The organism is Kaistella sp. CFF1-2 (assembly GCF_059509915.1).
This window is the reverse complement of sequence record NZ_JCAKLF010000001.1, coordinates 406558-424440: the sequence shown is the minus strand read 5'-3', so window position 1 is coordinate 424440 and position 17883 is coordinate 406558. Positions and strand designations below refer to the sequence as shown.

14 protein-coding genes are annotated in these 17883 nt (G+C 39.3%); all 14 read left to right on the top strand.

The window, feature by feature from the left end; genetic code table 11:
- The first annotated feature begins 111 nt into the window (after positions 1–111).
- The 14 genes from AC5XHR_RS01970 to AC5XHR_RS01905 all read left to right on the top strand — a co-directional run bounded on the left by AC5XHR_RS01970 (position 112) and on the right by AC5XHR_RS01905 (position 17820).
- Complete coding sequence (locus AC5XHR_RS01970; protein WP_495949098.1) at positions 112–3087, top strand: amidohydrolase family protein; 2976 nt, start codon at positions 112–114, stop codon at positions 3085–3087.
- 17 nt (positions 3088–3104) lie between these two features.
- Positions 3105–4388, top strand: coding sequence for an amidohydrolase family protein (locus AC5XHR_RS01965; RefSeq protein ID WP_495949097.1), 1284 nt, complete (start codon positions 3105–3107; stop codon positions 4386–4388).
- 65 nt (positions 4389–4453) lie between these two features.
- Positions 4454–4702 carry a DUF2007 domain-containing protein gene (locus tag AC5XHR_RS01960; RefSeq protein ID WP_495949096.1) on the top strand — a complete coding sequence of 83 codons (249 nt, stop codon included), beginning with the start codon at positions 4454–4456 and terminating at the stop codon, positions 4700–4702.
- A 64-nt stretch (positions 4703–4766) separates the two neighbouring features.
- Positions 4767–5339 (top strand): Crp/Fnr family transcriptional regulator, encoded by a 573-nt coding sequence (locus AC5XHR_RS01955; protein ID WP_495949095.1) that lies wholly within the window; start codon positions 4767–4769, stop codon positions 5337–5339.
- Between the two features lie 96 nt (positions 5340–5435).
- Complete coding sequence (locus AC5XHR_RS01950; protein WP_495949094.1) at positions 5436–6491, top strand: NAD(P)-dependent alcohol dehydrogenase; 1056 nt, start codon at positions 5436–5438, stop codon at positions 6489–6491.
- Positions 6492–6655: 164 nt separating this feature from the next.
- Positions 6656–8062 carry a TolC family protein gene (locus AC5XHR_RS01945; RefSeq protein ID WP_495949093.1) on the top strand — a complete coding sequence of 469 codons (1407 nt, stop codon included), beginning with the start codon at positions 6656–6658 and terminating at the stop codon, positions 8060–8062.
- A gap of 45 nt (positions 8063–8107) precedes the next feature.
- On the top strand, positions 8108–9073 hold the full coding sequence (locus AC5XHR_RS01940; RefSeq protein WP_495949092.1) for an HlyD family secretion protein: 966 nt from the start codon (positions 8108–8110) through the stop codon (positions 9071–9073).
- Between the two features lie 10 nt (positions 9074–9083).
- Positions 9084–10295, top strand: a complete 1212-nt coding sequence (locus AC5XHR_RS01935; RefSeq protein ID WP_495949091.1) for an ABC transporter permease — start codon at positions 9084–9086, stop codon at positions 10293–10295.
- A gap of 92 nt (positions 10296–10387) precedes the next feature.
- Positions 10388–10951 (top strand): Crp/Fnr family transcriptional regulator, encoded by a 564-nt coding sequence (locus AC5XHR_RS01930; RefSeq protein ID WP_495949090.1) that lies wholly within the window; start codon positions 10388–10390, stop codon positions 10949–10951.
- Between the two features lie 4 nt (positions 10952–10955).
- Positions 10956–11480 carry a GNAT family N-acetyltransferase gene (locus tag AC5XHR_RS01925; RefSeq protein WP_495949089.1) on the top strand — a complete coding sequence of 175 codons (525 nt, stop codon included), beginning with the start codon at positions 10956–10958 and terminating at the stop codon, positions 11478–11480.
- Between the two features lie 118 nt (positions 11481–11598).
- Entirely contained in the window at positions 11599–12060 is a 462-nt protein-coding gene (locus AC5XHR_RS01920) for a transcriptional regulator (RefSeq protein WP_495949088.1), read from the top strand.
- A gap of 2 nt (positions 12061–12062) precedes the next feature.
- Entirely contained in the window at positions 12063–13250 is a 1188-nt protein-coding gene (locus tag AC5XHR_RS01915; RefSeq protein ID WP_495949087.1) for an efflux RND transporter periplasmic adaptor subunit, read from the top strand.
- On the top strand, positions 13250–16393 hold the full coding sequence (locus tag AC5XHR_RS01910; protein ID WP_495949086.1) for an efflux RND transporter permease subunit: 3144 nt from the start codon (positions 13250–13252) through the stop codon (positions 16391–16393). The genes AC5XHR_RS01915 and AC5XHR_RS01910 overlap by 1 nt, the downstream gene beginning before the upstream one ends.
- Positions 16394–16410: 17 nt before the next feature.
- Positions 16411–17820 carry an efflux transporter outer membrane subunit gene (locus tag AC5XHR_RS01905; RefSeq protein WP_495949085.1) on the top strand — a complete coding sequence of 470 codons (1410 nt, stop codon included), beginning with the start codon at positions 16411–16413 and terminating at the stop codon, positions 17818–17820.
- Positions 17821–17883 lie beyond the last annotated feature (63 nt).

Sequence of the window (17883 nt, the reverse complement as noted above, 5' to 3'; positions counted from 1 at the left end):
ATGAATTGTAGTTTAGTATTTGGTTTTTTGTATTATATTAGAAAAATATTTCAGAATTACCATTTCGTATGGTTTTTAAAGAGAATTGAGAATCATCAAAAAACTATTTATATGATCAAGAAAATACTTTCTGTGTTTTCTCTTGGCGTTTTATTTTTTAGTCAGGCTCAAGTGGGCTATTGGCCCAATGACACGAAGGGAAAAGACAAGAGCGTTTATGCGGTAACCAACGTTACTTTGTATCAAGATTATAAAACCAAAGTTGAGAATGCAACTTTGGTTTTTAAAGAAGGAAAAGTGGTCGCTTCAGGGAAAGTGGTCGTGCCTAAAGACGCCGTAGTCATCGATGGTAAGGGCGGTTATGTTTATCCGTCATTTATCGATCCGTATACGAATGTCGGTGTAGAAAAGTCGAAAAGAAGCACGTACAATTCAGGAAGCATTTATGTTCCAACCGAGGCGACGGCTTCCGCGTATAACGATGCTGTAAAAGCGGATACTCGAGCGGTGAATTATTTCACCAACCTTGGAAAAGATCATGAAGACTATTTGCAGCAAGGCTTTGGTTCGGTTTTAAGTTTTAACGAAGACGGAATTGTTCGTGGCTCGGCGGTTCTTATTGGCTTGGGTGATGGTTTGGCTGCCGACAAAGTTATTAAAGAAGATGCTGCATTTTTGTTGTCTTTCCAAAAAGGAAGTTCGAGACAAGCCTATCCATCGTCTTTGGTAGGTTCTATTGCCTTGTTGAGACAATTGTACATCGATGCCGATTGGTATGCAAAAGGCGGTTCGGCAGAAGGAAAGAACACGAATTTGGAAGCATTTAATCAATACAAAAAGCTACCAACCATTATTGAAACATCCGAAAAATGGGATGTTTTACGAGCTGATAAAATTGGTGACGAAGCTGGATTCCAATTTGTTTTCTTAGGTTCTGGTGACGAATATCAACGTGCGAAAGAAATTAAAGCAACGCAAGGAACCGTGATTCTTCCTCTGGAATATCCAAAGCCGTATCAAGTTCTTGATCCTTTGGAGGCGGATGATGTGGATGTTTCTGATTTGAAGCATTGGGAATTGGCACCGTATAATGCCGTGTATTTAGCTAAAGAAAAAGTTCCGTTTGCGTTTACGCTAAATAAACTAAAGGACAAGAAATCCTTCTTAACGAAAATAAGAGAACTGAATGAGAAAGGGCTTTCAAAAGAAGAAATCCTGCAATCCTTAACAGAACTTCCTGCCAATTTATTGAAAGAACAAAACTTAGGAAAGTTAACCAAAGGAGCTTATGCGAATTTCATCTTGGTTTCGGACGATTTGTTCAATAAGGATGCGACGATTTATGAAAACTGGGTTTTAGGAAGACAGAATTTAATCAATAAAATTCCAGATGCGGATTTGCGGGGTGAGTATAAAGTAAGTTTAAATAATCAACAGTATGATTTGAAGATTAAAGGAAAAGCGGGGAAGCCTGAAGCCGAAATTCTTCAAAACGATAAAAAAGGAAAAGCAAAATTAACGGTTGCTGATTATAAAGTGGTGATGGATTTGAAACTTCCAAATGATTCCATTCAGAATTATCGAATTTCCTATCCTGTTGCCAATTTCAAAAATCAAACCGTGCAAGCGATTGACAAAAACGGGAGAAGTGTTCCTGTAAATATTCAATTCGTAAAAGAGATGGTTGCTGAAAAGCCAAAAGCCAAAGAGCAATCACCACAAGAAGTTGGGAAAGTTTGGTATCCTTTTACGGCATTTGGCGAGGAAACACGGCCAACGCAGAAGGATTATTTAATTAAAAATGCAACGGTTTGGACGAACACCTCCAAAGGAATTGCGAAGAATTTGGATGTAAAAGTTTCTAAAGGGAAAATTGTTCAAGTTGGTGAAAATCTTTCCGCCTCGGGAGCGGTTGTTATCGATGGAAGTAACTACCATTTAACAAACGGGATTATTGATGAGCACACGCATATTGGACTTTCAAGAGGTGTGAACGAGTCGGGCTCTAACAACTCCGGTGAAGTTCGAATGGCTGATGCGGTGAATCCAGATGATATCAATTTCTACAGACAATTGGTAGGTGGTGTAACCGCTGCACAGCAATTGCATGGCTCGGCAAATCCGATTGGTGGTCAATCTTCGATGTTGAAATTCCGTTGGGGTGGAAATATGGATGATATGAAGTTTGAAGGCGCAAAGCCATACATCAAATTCGCTTTAGGTGAAAATGTGAAGCAAAGTAATTGGGGGAATAGCCCGAATCGTTTTCCACAGTCTCGAGGTGGTGTCGAGCAATCTTTTGATTTTTGGTTCACGCGCGCTTCAGAATACGAAAAAGAAAAAGCAGTTAATAAAAACTATCGTAAAGATCTTCGTTTAGAAACGATGTTGGAGATTTTGAAATCGCAGCGTTTCATCACATGTCACTCGTATGTTCAAAGTGAAATTAACATGTTGATGGATGTTGCGGATAAATTCAATTTTAAAGTGAAAACGTTTACACATATTTTAGAAGGCTACAAAGTGGCAGATAAAATGAAGAAACATGGGGTTAATGCATCCACATTCTCCGATTGGTGGGCGTATAAGGAAGAAGTTCGCGATGCGATCCCTTACAATGCGGCATTGCTACTTCAAGCAGGTGTTAATACAGCGATTAATTCAGACGATGCCGAAATGGCAAGACGACTGAATCAGGAGGCAGGAAAAACAGTGAAATACGGAAATGTACCTCAAGAAGAAGCATGGAAAATGGTCACACTAAATCCAGCAAAAATGCTTCAAATCGAAAACAAAGTTGGAAGTATTGAAGTTGGAAAAGACGCCGATTTGGTTTTGTGGACGGATAATCCTTTAAGTGTGTATGCAACGGTGAATAAAACGTTTGTAGACGGAGTTCTTTATTTTGATGCGGATACGCAAGCTGCAAAAGATCAACGAGTTAAAGATGAGAAAAACCGAATTATACAAAAGATGTTGTATTCGGATGATGCGAAGAAAGGAAACACTCAGGAAGTGAAAAAAGAAGCGCCGGTTCTTTATCATTGCGATACGTTGGAAGAAGAAGGACACTTACACGAACATTAATTAGTAATTGAAAATTTATGAAACGATATATCAATAAAGTTTTGGGATTGTCCCTTTGGATTTCTGGCTGGATGTACGGACAGCGTCCCGTTCCCGCAGTGAAACAAAGTCAGCCAATTGCGATTACGAATGCGACACTTCATACCGCAACAGGTTTGGTATTGCAAAACGCAACGATTATTTTTGATCAAGGAAAGATTGTAGGAATTAATGCGAATGTTCCTTCCAATGCAAAAGTGATTAATGCTTCAGGGAAACACGTATATCCTGGATTTATTTTGGTGAACAATTCATTAGGTTTGGTAGAAATTGCTGCAACAAAAGCAACGGCCGATATCTATGAGTCCAATTCGATAGTTCCAGAAGTGCGTACGATGATTGCCTTTAATACCGATAGTCACGTAATTCCTACGGTTCGTACGAATGGCGTTTTGCTAACGCAGCCTGTTCTTGCGGGCGGCGTTTTTAGAGGGACATCTTCTATTATGAATTTGGATGCGTGGAATTGGGAAGATGCGGTTGTAGCCAAAGACAATGTTCTTCATTTGTCATGGCCGCAAGTACGTCGTTTTACGGATGAAAAACGAAATAAAGATTTTGCAGAAATGCGTGCTCGAAATTTAAATGAAATTAAATCCTTGTTTGTTCGCGCAAAATCCTATCAACCCAACTCAGGAACCAAGGATTATAAATTAGAAGCGATAAAACCGGCATTAACTGGTGATAAAACCGTTTTTGTGGATGTAACAACATCGAATGACGCAATTGAAGTGATCAAATTTGCAAAAGATCACCAAATCAAAAAAGTCGTTTTGTTAGGAGATGCCCAGTTAATAGGCGCTTTGGATGAAATCAAAAAAAGTGGTTTTCCGCTCATTGTTACCAATCCGCATTCGTTGCCACCAAATGATTCTTCATCGCCAAGAATTCAATATGAATTTGCAAAAATGGTTGCTGATAAAGGAATTCTCCATGGTTTAGATTATTCGGCGCGAAAGGACTTTTCAGATTCTCGAAATCTTCCTTTTTTGGCAGGAACAACGGCAGCTTATGGTTTGGATAAAGAAAAAGCGTTACAAAGTATCACCTTGAATCTAGCTAAAATGTTGGGCATTGATCAAAATTACGGAAGTTTAGAAGTAGGTAAAAGTGCGACTTTGTTTATTTCGGAAGGCGATGCGTTGGATCAATTGACGAATCAGGTCACCCATGCTTTTATCGATGGAAGAGAGCTTGATTTGAGCAATCATCAGAAAGAATTATATCGCCGATATAAGGAGAAGTATGATAAAAATCTGTAAAATTAACAAAGGAGGCTCAAAATTTTTAGTAAAAATTTCCTATTTTAGACGTAAATTTCAATAACATGGAAAGACAAACACGAGTTTCGGTTTTCGAGAGTGATAGTCCGGCGGAGGTACAATTAATCAAATCAAAATTGGATGCTGCTGGAATTGAAAGTTTTACGCAAAATGGCTATATGACCTTTACGACAACGCCTACGGCAACCGTATTAAAGCTGCAAGTGAATCTTGTTGATGAGCCCAAAGCTTTTGATATTATTGATGCATATCTCCAGGAGTCGGATTTAGAATTAGGAAAAGAAAGAAACTAATTTTATTTTTTTGAAACAATCAGCCAAGGATTTTTTCTTTTGGCTGATTTTATATTAACTAACCATGAAAACAGAAGAAATTTATCAATTTTTAAGGAAGCATATCGGAGATCATTATGTATTCTCCGATGAAGAGTGGGAAGATATTTCCTCGCATTTCCACGTGAAGAAAGCAAAGAAACACGAATTTTTAATTGAGCAAGGCCAACATACGCGCGATTCTTTTTTTATCGTTTCGGGTATTATTAAAGCTTATGAATTGGATGAGAATGGTAAAGAATACATTATCCAGTTTGCGAGAGAGAATTATTGGGTAGGTGATTTTGCCGCCATTATCTTAGGCCGAGCAGCCATTCTGAATATAGATTGTGTTGAAGATTGTCTTGTTTTGGTCCTTTCCGAGAAAGCCAAAAACGATTTATGTGCGAAATACATTGATTTTGCTAATTTTTTTAGAAAGAAATTAGAACGTGGTTTTATTTATCTTCAGCATCGTATATTGTCGCAGATGAAAGATTCCGCTGAAGAGCGATACAACCAATTTTTACAAAAAAGCCCTGAGCTCCTGCAACGAATTCCCAAAAAGATGCTCGCTGCTTATTTAGGGATTAGCAAAGAAACATTGAGTAGATTATAAATGAGAAAGTTCCAGATTTGGAACTTTTTTTTATGCTTTCTTAACAATCAAAAAAAATGGAAAATTCCTACCTTTACTTCATTAAAATTTAAAAATATGTCAGAAACAGTAAAAGCATACGGAAATACATCAGCAACCGATTTATTAAAGCCTTTGGCTATTGAAAGACGTGATTTGCAACCTACCGATGTTGCTGTTGATATCTTGTATTGTGGTGTTTGCCATAGTGATATTCATACGGCGCGCAGCGAGTGGGGTCCTGCAAGATATCCTGTAGTTCCTGGTCATGAAATTATCGGGAAAGTGATTGCTGTAGGAAGTGAGGTTTCCCATTTTAAAGTGGGTGATGCAGTAGGAGTTGGTTGTATGGTTGATTCTTGCCAACATTGTTCTTCATGCGATGAAGGTTTGGAGCAGTATTGTGAAAATGGAGCGACGTTTACCTACGGTGGTAAAGATTTGATATCGGGCGGACATACATTTGGTGGTTACTCCGAGAAAATTGTGGTCGATCAAAATTTTGTACTTCATATTCCGGATGGTTTGGATCTTTCAAAAGCAGCTCCATTATTGTGTGCTGGGATTACAACGTGGTCACCGTTGGTGCATTGGAATGTAAAAAAAGGCGATAAAGTAGGGGTGATTGGTTTAGGAGGTCTTGGCCATATGGGAATTAAGTTTGCTCACGCTATGGGTGCACATGTTGTGATGATTACCACATCTCCCGAAAAAGGAAGTGATGCCAAACTATTAGGAGCTGATGAGGTGTTGATTTCTAATGATGCCGAAGCCATGAAAGCACAAGCCAATACCTTTGATTTCTTGTTAAACACCATTCCAGTAGGGCATAACGTTGATCCGTATATCAGTTTGTTAAAGCGTGATCGAACGATGGTTTTAGTAGGTGCTATTGAACCTTTAACTCATGTAAATAGTGCCGATTTGGTTCGCTTGCGTAAAAACCTTGCTGGTTCTATGATTGGTGGAATTAAAGAAACCCAAGAAATGCTTGATTTTTGTGGCGAACATAATGTTCTCCCAGAAGTGGAAATGATTTCAATGGAAACCATTAATGAAGCGTGGGATCGTGTGGTGAAGGCGGATGTGAAATATCGTTTCGTGATCGATATGCAATCGTTAAAAGAGAAGTAAGTAAGCATTCCGTTTTCTTATAATTATATAATATCCAGCAATATTGTTGGATATTTTTTTTGATTATTTTCAATAATTTAGGGGTGTTGCTTTTTTTGACATTTGTCAAAGGAAAGCCAATTCTTTCGTCGGAACTTTGTACTCACAAACAAACAACCTAACATATGAAAGTAATTCGCACAACCTTCTTGGTGTCTGCCGCGCTTTTTTCGACAAGCGTATTCGCTCAGACGGCACCTACGTTAAAAGAATTGGTGGACAGTGCCATGGTTCAGGATGCGAACCTTACCGACCAAGTCTTACAAAACAAACTTACCCAATTGGATGACGAAAAGCTGAAAGATGTTTTTCTTCCCAAACTAGATGTTTCGGGGAAAGTGGGGTATATGTACGGCGCTGGACATTATAAAACTCCAGAAATGACGTTGCTTCCAGCCATTGCCGGTGTTTTTCCAGGATTGAGCTTACCCGAATCATCCAATACGCTAAATGTTTCAGGGCTTTCTGCGGCATTAAATGCGGAGGCCTCTATGGTTTTGTATTCAGGTGGAAAAGTGAAGTATCTGCAAGAAGCCAATCGTGAAAAAAGTCTATCCGAACAGAAGTTAATGGACAAGTCCAAAGACGAAGTTATCACCGAAGTTTCTAAAGCTTACGACCAATTTGCATTGATTGCTGAAACTAAAAATGTTTTAGACGAAGCCAAAAAACGTTTGGATATCAATAGAAAAACAGCGGATAAAGCTTTAGGATACGGATTGATTACACCATACGATCATCGTAAAATAGAATTGGCTCAAGCAACTTTGGATTCCAAACTTGTGGAATATGAAGGAAAGAAACAATTGCTCATCACGCATCTTCATTTGTTAACGGGAATTGAGAGAGAGCGAATTCAAGCGATTCAACCCGAATTGAAACGTGTTGACTATTTAACTAAAGAATCTAACATTCAAAATAGAGCTGAAATTCAAGCTTTGGATCACGGTATTCGAGCTTCTGAATTTAAAATTAAAGCCGAAGAACGTTGGTGGGTTCCGAAAGTGCAAGCCTTGACATCTTTGACGTATTTTGGACTGTACGATAATCATATTTCAACTTCCAAAGCGTTGATTCCTGGAACTAGTACGAAATTGAATTGGGATCCATCAGCCTTGCATATTGCGCCACTTTTCCAAGCTGGAGTAGGATTCAAATGGGATATTTTGGATGGTAACGAAGGGAAAACGGCTGTAGAAACGGCGAAGATTCAAAAGGAAATGTTGGAAAACAAAAAACGTGATGCTGAAAAGAAATTAAAACTAAATCTAGAAAATAATACCATCAACCTAAACATTGCAGAAGCGCAGATCGAGTTGAAAAGCAAAGCACGAAGTATTGCGAAAAATGCGTTGCAAAATGTGGAAAAAGAATTCCGCTATGGAACGAAAAAATCATCCGACCTCATCGATGCCGAAAATGATTTGGAAACCGCAGAATTGGAATACCAAACCGCTATTTTCAATCAACGTCGAAATGCCATCGAGTTAATGAAATCCACTCAAAATCTGCAATTGGAAAAATTGTATTAAGTAAAAATTTAGTTCAAATAAACCTCAACAAACAACAAACAGAAAATGAAAACCTCTATATACACTTTAGTTTCTTTATTGATTTTAGGCACTGCTGTTTCGTGTAAAGAAAAAGAAATGCACGATTCTATCGTCGGTAAAACCAAGAAGGAAGTTATTTCGTTCGCACCGAAAGTGACGGGGCGTATTCTTGAGATTTATGTCGAAGAAGGGCAAACCGTAAAAGTAGGAGATACTCTTGCCAAAATTGATGTACCCGAAGTTTCTGCAAAAATTGCTCAAGCTCAAGGCGCAACCGAAGCGGCGAAGATGCAAGCTCAAATGGCTAAAAATGGAGCCACTGCCGATCAGTTAAGACAACTTAATGCAAAACAAAAAGGATTGCAAGAACAATATTCGTACGCCAGAAAATCGTATCAACGAGCTCAAAATATGTATCGTGACAGTTTGATGTCGCCACAGAGCTATGATGAGGTTTTTGCGAAATACCAAGGCGCGAAAGCCCAATTGGATGCGGTAAATGCTGAATTGCATGATGTACAATCGGGAACCCGTTATGAGAAAATTGGTATGGCCGAAGGTCAAGCCAATCAAGCGATGGGCGCGTTGCAAGAAGCTCGTGTAGCCTATTCTGAACGGTATGTGATTGCAACCAACGACATGGAGATTGAGACGATTTCGCTTCGTAAAGGAGAATTGGCAACGGCTGGTTTTGCTTTATTCAACGGGTATGTTCCACAATCAACGTATTTCAGATTTACGATTCCTGAAAGTAAGATTTCAAAATACCAAAAAGGTATGGATATTATGATGAAAACGGTTTATGGAGATGTGAAATTTAAAGGAAAGATTGTTTCCATCAAACAATTAACGAAGTATGCCGATATTACGACGGCGTTCCCAGATTACAATCCTGAGGATGCGGTGTATGAAATCAAAGTTATTCCGACGGAATCTCAGGATGTTACTAAACTTTTGGTGAATTCGGGTGTGATGGTTGTTGAACACTAAAAACGTTGGTATGAAAGATTTTTTCACTTTACTCAAACGGGAGTTTAAACTGTTTTTTTCGAATACCACGTTGTTATCGGTTTTCTTTTTGGCACCTATTGTTTATGCATTGCTTATAGGGACAACCTACAAACAGGGGAAGGTTACGGATATACCTGTGATTTTGGTTAACAACGATCAAACCCCGACATCCCAACAATTGGTGGATATGTTGGAAGATAATAGCAGTATCAAAATTTTAAAATACGCTCAGGAACCTGCCAATCTTAAAGATGAGGTTATCAAAACGGAAGCTGCTGCGGTGGTAATTATCCCGGATCGTTTTGAAGCGATGATGCTTCAACAAAAATACCCGGAAGTCAATGTCTATGTGAATACGGCTAATGTTTTAACAGCCAATTTCGCTACCAAGGCTTTGCAATTGACTTTAGCAACATTTTCTGCGGGAGCCGAAATGAAAGGTTTGCAGAAAAAAGGAATGAACGCTGAACAAGCGGCAACGAAGTACGAGCCTTTCAAAGCGAATTACATCACGATGTTTAACACGACGAGTAATTATTTGATTTTTATGTGGCCGGGAATGATGGCGGTGGTTTTGCAGCAAGTTATTCTTTTGGCGATGGCGGTTTCGTTTTCGGAAGAGTTTAAGCGCGCTTCATTTATCCGTGAATATTCGGGGAAAGAACGCTATACAATCCTGATTATGCTCATCAAATGTTTACCTATTTGGCTCTTGTCAATTATTAATGTATTGATGTTTTATGCGGTGAGCAAATACTTTATGATTCCTGCGCCGGATAACCTTTCGCAGTTTTTTATAGGAACGTTTTTATTTGTTTTGGCATGCACCAATTTGGGTGTTTTGGTCAGTATTTTAATTCCGAATGCGTTAAAAGCTACTCAAATATTAATGGTGATTGCATCGCCCGCCTTTATTATTAGTGGATTTACATGGCCACGATACGCGATGCCGCCTTTTATTGAAGGTTTAACGAATATTATTCCGCTTACGCCGTATCTCGAAACGTTGAAAATTATGTTGATTCAAAATGGGTCATCGTATTTAAATCAGCCGTATATAAATCATTTGTTGATTATGGCTTTGGTGTATTTCGTGTTAGGCTGGATTGCATTAAAATTAAAAATAGGATTTCTGTTCAAGAGATTCTCAAAAAATAAAGAGGTTGAAATTCAGGAAACATCAACCGATGTTCCTGAGTAATACTTTTTTAAGTTCTGTTTGTTTGTAAGAATTTCCCACCTGTGTGGGAAATTCTTTTTTTTACGTTATTTTTACGTGAAATTCATGTGTTTATGACCACCTTTTTAGAGACCGTTTCCGATTTTTTTCCTTCCGATGAGGTTATTCTTTCGTTTTTTGAAAATGAAACCGAATCAATAGAAGTGAAAAAGGGCGAACTCATCAGCACGCATGATAGTTTGAATCGCAATGTTTATTTTGTAGAAAAGGGTTTGGTGCGCTCTTTTTATTACGAAGGTGGAAAAGACATCACGACCAATTTTTATTCAGAAGGAAGGCTTTTTGCCAATATTGATACGCTCTTTGATGAAAAGCCGACCAAATATACCATTGAAGCCATTGAAGACACGAAAATTGCATTTTGCAATTATCTGAAATTAGAGAAACTGTGCGACCAATCCCTTTCGGCGGCCAATTTTAGTCGGTATATTTTAGGGAAACTAATGACGCAAATGGCAGATCGTATTGCTTCACTACAGTATATGACCGCTAAGGAAAAATACGCCAAATTGATGGAAGAGCACCCTGATATTATTTTACGCGCTCCGCTTGGTATGATTGCGACGTATTTAGGCATCTCTCAAGAAACATTAAGTAGAATTAGAAGCAGCATTTAAACCTATGGAAACAACCCACTACCACTTACGAAAAGCTTATGCAAAGGATGCAGCCGCTATTTGGGAACTCTTGCAAGCCGCCATTTTAAGGAGGAAAAACGATGGAAGTTCGCAATGGCAGGACGGCTATCCCAATCCCGATACCGTAGCTCAAGATATCGAAAAGGAGATTGGTTATGTGCTAGTTGAGGATGAGGAGGTTTTAGGATATGCCGCGATTCTTAAAAATGATGAACCCGCGTATGAGGATATTGTAGGGGCGTGGCTTACCCATGGTGATTTTCTCGTTGTTCATCGTGTTGCTATTTCGGAGAAGGCGGTGGGAAAAGGTTTGGCTCAGAAGCTTTTTTTGAAGATTGAAGATGTTGCCAAAACCCAAAATGTACCGAGTATTAAGGTGGACACCAACTTTGATAATCTGGCGATGCTTCATATTTTGAAGAAGCTGAACTACACTTATTGTGGAGAAGTCCATTTTCGAGGTTCGTCGCGAAAAGCATTCGAAAAAGTATTAAACAATACGGTATAAATTGCGCTGCAAAGCTTGATTTTATTGGTTTAGCAAAGTTAAATATTTATTAAACTTCCATTTTGGTTCGGTTGGTTCCGAACTAATTTTTTACTTTTGCAGCTAAATTTTTTAAGAATTGAATTCAAAACACAAATTTCAAATCGACGAAGCCATCTTTTGCAAGATGGTTCGGTTGTATGGAAAAACATTCAATCTTCCGCCGTTGGCAGCAAAAATCTATGGGTACCTGATTTTTGATTTTAATAGAGAAGGTCTTTCATTTGACGAAATCGTCTCGATTTTCTCTGCAAGTAAAAGTTCGGTTTCCACCAGCTTATGTTTGTTGCTAAGTAATAATTTGATTATTGATTTTAATAAAGTGAATGATCGAAAGCGCTACTTTTCCATGAATGAAAATTTTATGAAGCTCCGTTTTGTGGAAATTGTTGATCGTTTGAAGGAAGAAATTGACATTATAGAAGGCTTGGAAGAATTTGACAAGAAAAAATCGGATCAGTTATCCGTTCGATCGCAAGCCTATAAGTCGTTATTAAGGAAAAATATAAAAAATATAGAAGAATCTTTAAGCAAATTTTAAATATGAGAAATACATTATGGATACTGTCTTTTGCAGCACTTTCATTAGCTTCTTGTAAGAAAGAAGAAATGAGAAAAGACGGACCAAAACCAGCCCCAGTCGTTACGGCGGAAGTAAAAAACTTAACGGGTTACCAAGAGTTTCCTGCTTCCATCCAAGGAATTGTCAATAACGATGTTCGTGCAAAAATCCAAGGCTATATTACCCAAGTTTTGGTGGATGAAGGTCAGTATGTATCCAAAGGACAACCTCTTTTTCGTTTGGAGACCAATATGTTGAATGAAAATGCGGATGCTGCACGTTCAGGTATTACAGCGGCTCAAGCCAATGTACAAGCCTCTCGAGCAGCTGTAAGTGCTGCAAAAGTGGAAGTGGATAAACTTCGACCGCTTGTTGCGAAGAACATCATTAGTTCTGTTCAGTTGCAAACTGCAGAAGCCAATTTAGCTCGTGCCAATGCTCAATTAGCTCAGGCCGTAGCATCCCAACAACAAGCAACCGCAACCTATAAAGGCGTACAAGCGAATATTGATTATTCCGTTATTAGAGCGCCTATTTCTGGAGTTGTGGGAAGACTTCCTTTAAAAGTGGGAAGTTTAGTTGGCCCAACCGATCAAGTTCCTTTAACCACCATTTCGGATACGAGAGAGGTGTATGCGTATTTCTCTATGAATGAAAAAGAGTATTTAAATTTCTTAGAAAAATCTTACGGAGCAACAGTTCCAGAAAAATTGAGAAACATGCCTATGGTTGAACTGGCTTTGGCTAATGGAAGTACGTACGGTGAAAAAGGGAGAATTGAAGCGGTGACGGGTCAAGTTGATGCCAATACAGGAACTATTCAGTTCCGTGCCGGTTTCCCTAATGCCTCCAAATTGTTAACCAACGGAAACAGTGGAACGGTAAAATTACCCATCGATTATAGCAATGCCGTTGTTGTTCCTGAAAGTGCGACGTACGAGCAGCAAGGGATTGTTTACGTTTATAAAGTAGGAGCCGATAAAAAGGTGAAGAATACCATCGTTCAGGTAAAAGACCGCGTGGATAATATGGCGATTATTAGTTCTGGTGTCCAAAAAGGTGAAAAAGTAGTTGCCTTAGGAGTAAACACGCTAAAAGATGGCCTAGAAATTATTCCGAAGCCTATTAAGATGGATAGTTTGGTACAAACCGTAAAACCTATTTTCTAATGATTAAACAGTTTATAAACAGGCCGGTACTATCCACCGTAATTTCCATTATCATTGTGATATTGGGAATCTTGGGGTTGATGGCGCTTCCGGTGACTCAATATCCAGATATTGCACCGCCTACGGTGAGTGTTTCTGCAAACTATACTGGTGCGAATGCCGAAACCGTGATGAAATCTGTCGTTGTTCCTTTAGAAGAGCAGATTAACGGGGTTGAAGGGATGGACTACATTACCTCTTCCGCAACCAATGATGGTTCGGCACAGATTCAGATTTTCTTTAAACAAGGAGTTGATCCTGATATTGCTGCGGTAAACGTTCAGAACCGTGTTAACCGTGCTTCGCCTTTATTACCAAGTGAAGTAACACGTTCGGGTGTTGTAACGCAAAAGCAGCAAACCAGTGCTTTGATGTATATGTCGTTCTATTCGGAGAACCCGAAACTGAATGATACCTACCTTCAAAATTACATGAACATCAACGTTGTTCCGGCTATTAAAAGGATTAACGGTGTTGGGGATGCCAATGTTATGGGAGGGAAAACCTATTCCATGCGAGTTTGGTTGGATCCTGTAAAAATGGCGTCGTATGGTTTGGAGCCAACGGATGTAACGGGTGCTATTGCGGCTCAATCAAGAGAAGCTGCTGCAGGATCTTTAGGTCAGAATTCCGGAAACTCATTCGAATATACCATTAAGTATGTTGGTAAATTTAATACCGAAGAACAATACGATAATATTGTTATTAAGGCTTTAGGAAACGGCCAGAACTTGATGTTGAAGGACGTTGCCCGAGTAGAATTGGCGGCACTATCCTATACAGGAAAAGCTGAAAATGGAAATAACCCTGCGGTAAGTATGGGGATTTTCCAGACTCCAGGGTCTAATGCTCAAGAGATTATTCAAAATATTAAAGCCTATTTGGAAACGGCTCAAAAAGACTTTCCAGAAGGAATTAAATATACCATTAACTTTGACACCAACGAATTCTTAGAAGCTTCAATTGACAAAGTAATTCATACACTTATTGAGGCGTTTCTTTTAGTATTTATCGTGGTTTATATCTTCTTGCAAGATTTCCGTTCAACGTTGATTCCAGCCATTGCGGTTCCGGTTTCTATTGTGGGTGCGTTCTTCTTCTTGAATTTATTAGGGTATTCCTTGAACTTATTGACCCTATTTGCTTTGGTATTGGCCATTGGTATTGTGGTGGATGATGCGATTGTCGTCGTCGAGGCCGTCCATGCCAAGCTCGAGCAAGGAGTTGATAATGCGAAAAAAGCAACTGTAGATGCGATGAGCGAGATTACGGGAGCTATTATCTCGATTACCCTTGTTATGGCGGCGGTATTTATCCCGGTGACCTTTATTAAAGGGCCAACGGGGGTTTTCTATCAGCAATTTGGTATTACGCTTATTGTTGCGATTTTAATTTCTGCTGTAAACGCCTTAACATTAAGTCCCGTTTTATGTGCTTTGTTATTAAAGCCAGGCCATCACGATAAAGCCTATGAAGAGAAAAACTTTATTGGAAAATTCTTCCACAAATTTAATGTTGCTTTTAACACAGGAACCGAACGATACGGACGCGCTTTTGTCTTTTTAATTCGTCATAAATGGGTTACTGGGGCTATTTTTGTTGTGACTTTCGCCATTTTATTTTGGTCTAATTCAACTATGAAGAAAGGGTTTGTACCTACAGAAGACCGAGGGATTTTGTTTACAAATGTTGAATTACCTGCGGGTGCTTCTATGGAGCGTACGTATGCTGTTTTGAAAGAAATGCAACAAAAAGCATTGAAAATTCCAGGCGTAAAAAACGTAACTATTTCATCAGGTAGAGGTTTCTTTGCGGGTGTTGGTAGTAATAATGGTTTGGCCTTTATCCGTTTGGAAGATTTTGCCAAACGTGATAGCGATGACGAAAGTGTTGAAATGATTACGAAAAAGTTGTTTGGAATTGCGGCGACGATTCCCGATGCGAAAATCGTTTTCTTCCAACCACCTTCGGTACCAGGATTTGGTGCCAATGCAGGTTTTGAATTTGTTCTATTGGATAAAGCAGGAGGAGAATATACCGATTTAGATCAAACCACTCAAGGCTTCTTAGGTCAATTGATGCAACGTCCGGAAATTGAGTATGCGCAAACGTCGTTTAACACGAAATATCCGATGTATCAAATGTCTATTAATGTTCCATTAGCAGAGCAATCTGGGGTTTCGGTTTCGGATATCCTTTCGACGATGCAAGGATATATTGGAGGAACGTATACGGCGGATTTCACGAAATACGGAAAGCAGTTTCGAGTGATGGTACAAGCATTACCTGAATTCAGACAAAATTCTACCGCCTTGAACTCGATGTTTGTTCGCTCAAAATCGGGTGAGATGACGCCTATTTCACAATATGTAACGTTGGAAAGAGCGTATGGACCACAGAGTGTGAACCGTTATAACTTGTTCTCCTCTGTAAAAATTTCGGGTGCCAATGCGCAAGGATACAGTACCGGTGATGCCATTACGGCTATCCAAGAAGTTGCTGCAAGTTCACTTGGTGGAAATTACGATATTGAATTTACGGGACTTTCTCGTGAGGAATTGAACTCCGGATCTCAAACGTTGGTGATTTTTGCTTTGAGTTTGGTCTTCGTCTACTTCATCTTATCGGCGCAGTATGAAAGTTACATTTTACCATTAACGGTGATTGTTTCTTTACCACTTGGGGTTATGGGAGCGTATTTGAGTCAGAAATTATTTGGCTTAGAAAACAACATTTTCTTCCAAATTGCCCTCATCATGCTCGTAGGCTTACTCGCGAAAAATGCCATCTTGATTGTGGAATTTGCGGTGCAGAGAAGGCATCATGGAGAAACGATCGTGATGTCGGCAATTAACGCAGCGAAGGCTCGTTTACGACCGATTTTGATGACGTCCTTTGCCTTTATCTTTGGTTTGATGCCGTTGGTTTTCGCATCAGGAATTGGTGCCGTTGGTAACCGATCTATTGCAACAGGAGCGGCATTTGGATTGTTAATTGGTACGTTCTTAGGATTGTTGGTGATTCCGATTTTGTACATTATTTTCCAATCCCTTCAAGAAAAAATCGTTCCATTGAAAAAAGAAGAAGTGAATCTTTCCGAATAGTAAAATAGGGTAGAATTATGAAAAATTTTAAAATAAAATATTTGCTTTATGTTGGAGGAATGGCATTATTGCTTTCTTCATGTGTGGCGAGACAACAATACGAAAGGCCTACCGATGTGGTGGATGAAAAACTTTTCCGTACAGACCAGATTGCTGGTGACAGTATCGGATTGGGAGGGATTTCATGGCGTGAGGTTTTTACCGATGCCACTTTGCAAGGTCATATTTCTAAAGCTTTAGAAAACAACCTGGATATCCGTACGGCATTGCAGAATATTGAAGCTGCCGATGCATATCTAAAACAAGCCAAAGCTGCGTACCAGCCGACCTTATCCGTTGGACCAGGATATACGTTCAGTACCTCTTCTTTGAATACCCAAATGGGACAAATCATTGGAGAAAGACGGTATATCAACCAGTTTGATTTAACAGCCAGTATTGGTTGGGAAGCCGATATTTGGGGTAAAATGAAAGCTCAAGAACGTGCACAATTGGCTACGTATTTGGGAAGTGTTTCCACGCATCAACAGGTGAAAAGCAGTTTGGTTGCCGCTTTAGCAACCGCCTATTATCAATTGTTGGCATACGATGAGCAAAAGAAAATCATTACTGAAACGATTGCCCTTCGTAACAAGAATTTGGAAACCACCAAAGCCTTAAAAGAAGCGGGAACGTTAACGGAAGTTGCCGTACAGCAAAGTCAGGCCTTAGTGTACAATGCCGAAGCCTCTTTAATTAGTCTAGGTGTGCAAATGGAGCTTTTAGAAAATACCATTTCGTTATTGAAAGGTGAACCAGGAACCTCGATTGCCCGAACCACATTGGCTAGTCAGCAACCTATGTCAAGACCCGAATTAGGCTATGCCTCTTCGTTATTGGCTAACAGACCCGATGTTCAAAGAGCTGAATTTGATTTGATGAACGCTTTCGAAATGGTCAATGCTGCCAAAGCTCAATTTTATCCGCAGTTGCGATTGACGAGTTCTGCTGGACTTCAGTCGGTGGATATTGATCATTTATTCAGTGCCAAATCGTTGTTTGCGAATGTGGTCGCTGGTTTGGCTCAACCTATTTTGAATAAACGTCAGATTCAAACGAATTACGATGTTAGTTTAATCAACAAAGAAAAAGCGTATTTAAACTTCCGTAAAACGGTATTAACAGCAGGGAAGGAGGTTTCTGATGCGTTGAAGATTTTCAATTCCCAAGATCAATTTATTGATTTGAAAGAAAAGGAATTGGATGCGTATTCTAAAGCCGCAGGATTTTCTCAGGATTTAGTGAACTACGGGATGGCCAACTTCCTAGAAGTTCTTAATGCTGATGTTAACCGCTTAAACGCAGAGTTGAATATCGCCAATGCAAAATACACAAAACTTCAATCCGGTGTCGAGTTGTATCGTGCACTAGGTGGTGGATGGAAATAGGATTCCAAAAACCTATGATTTTTAAAACAAGCCTTTGGGCTTGTTTTTTTATGCCGTATTTTG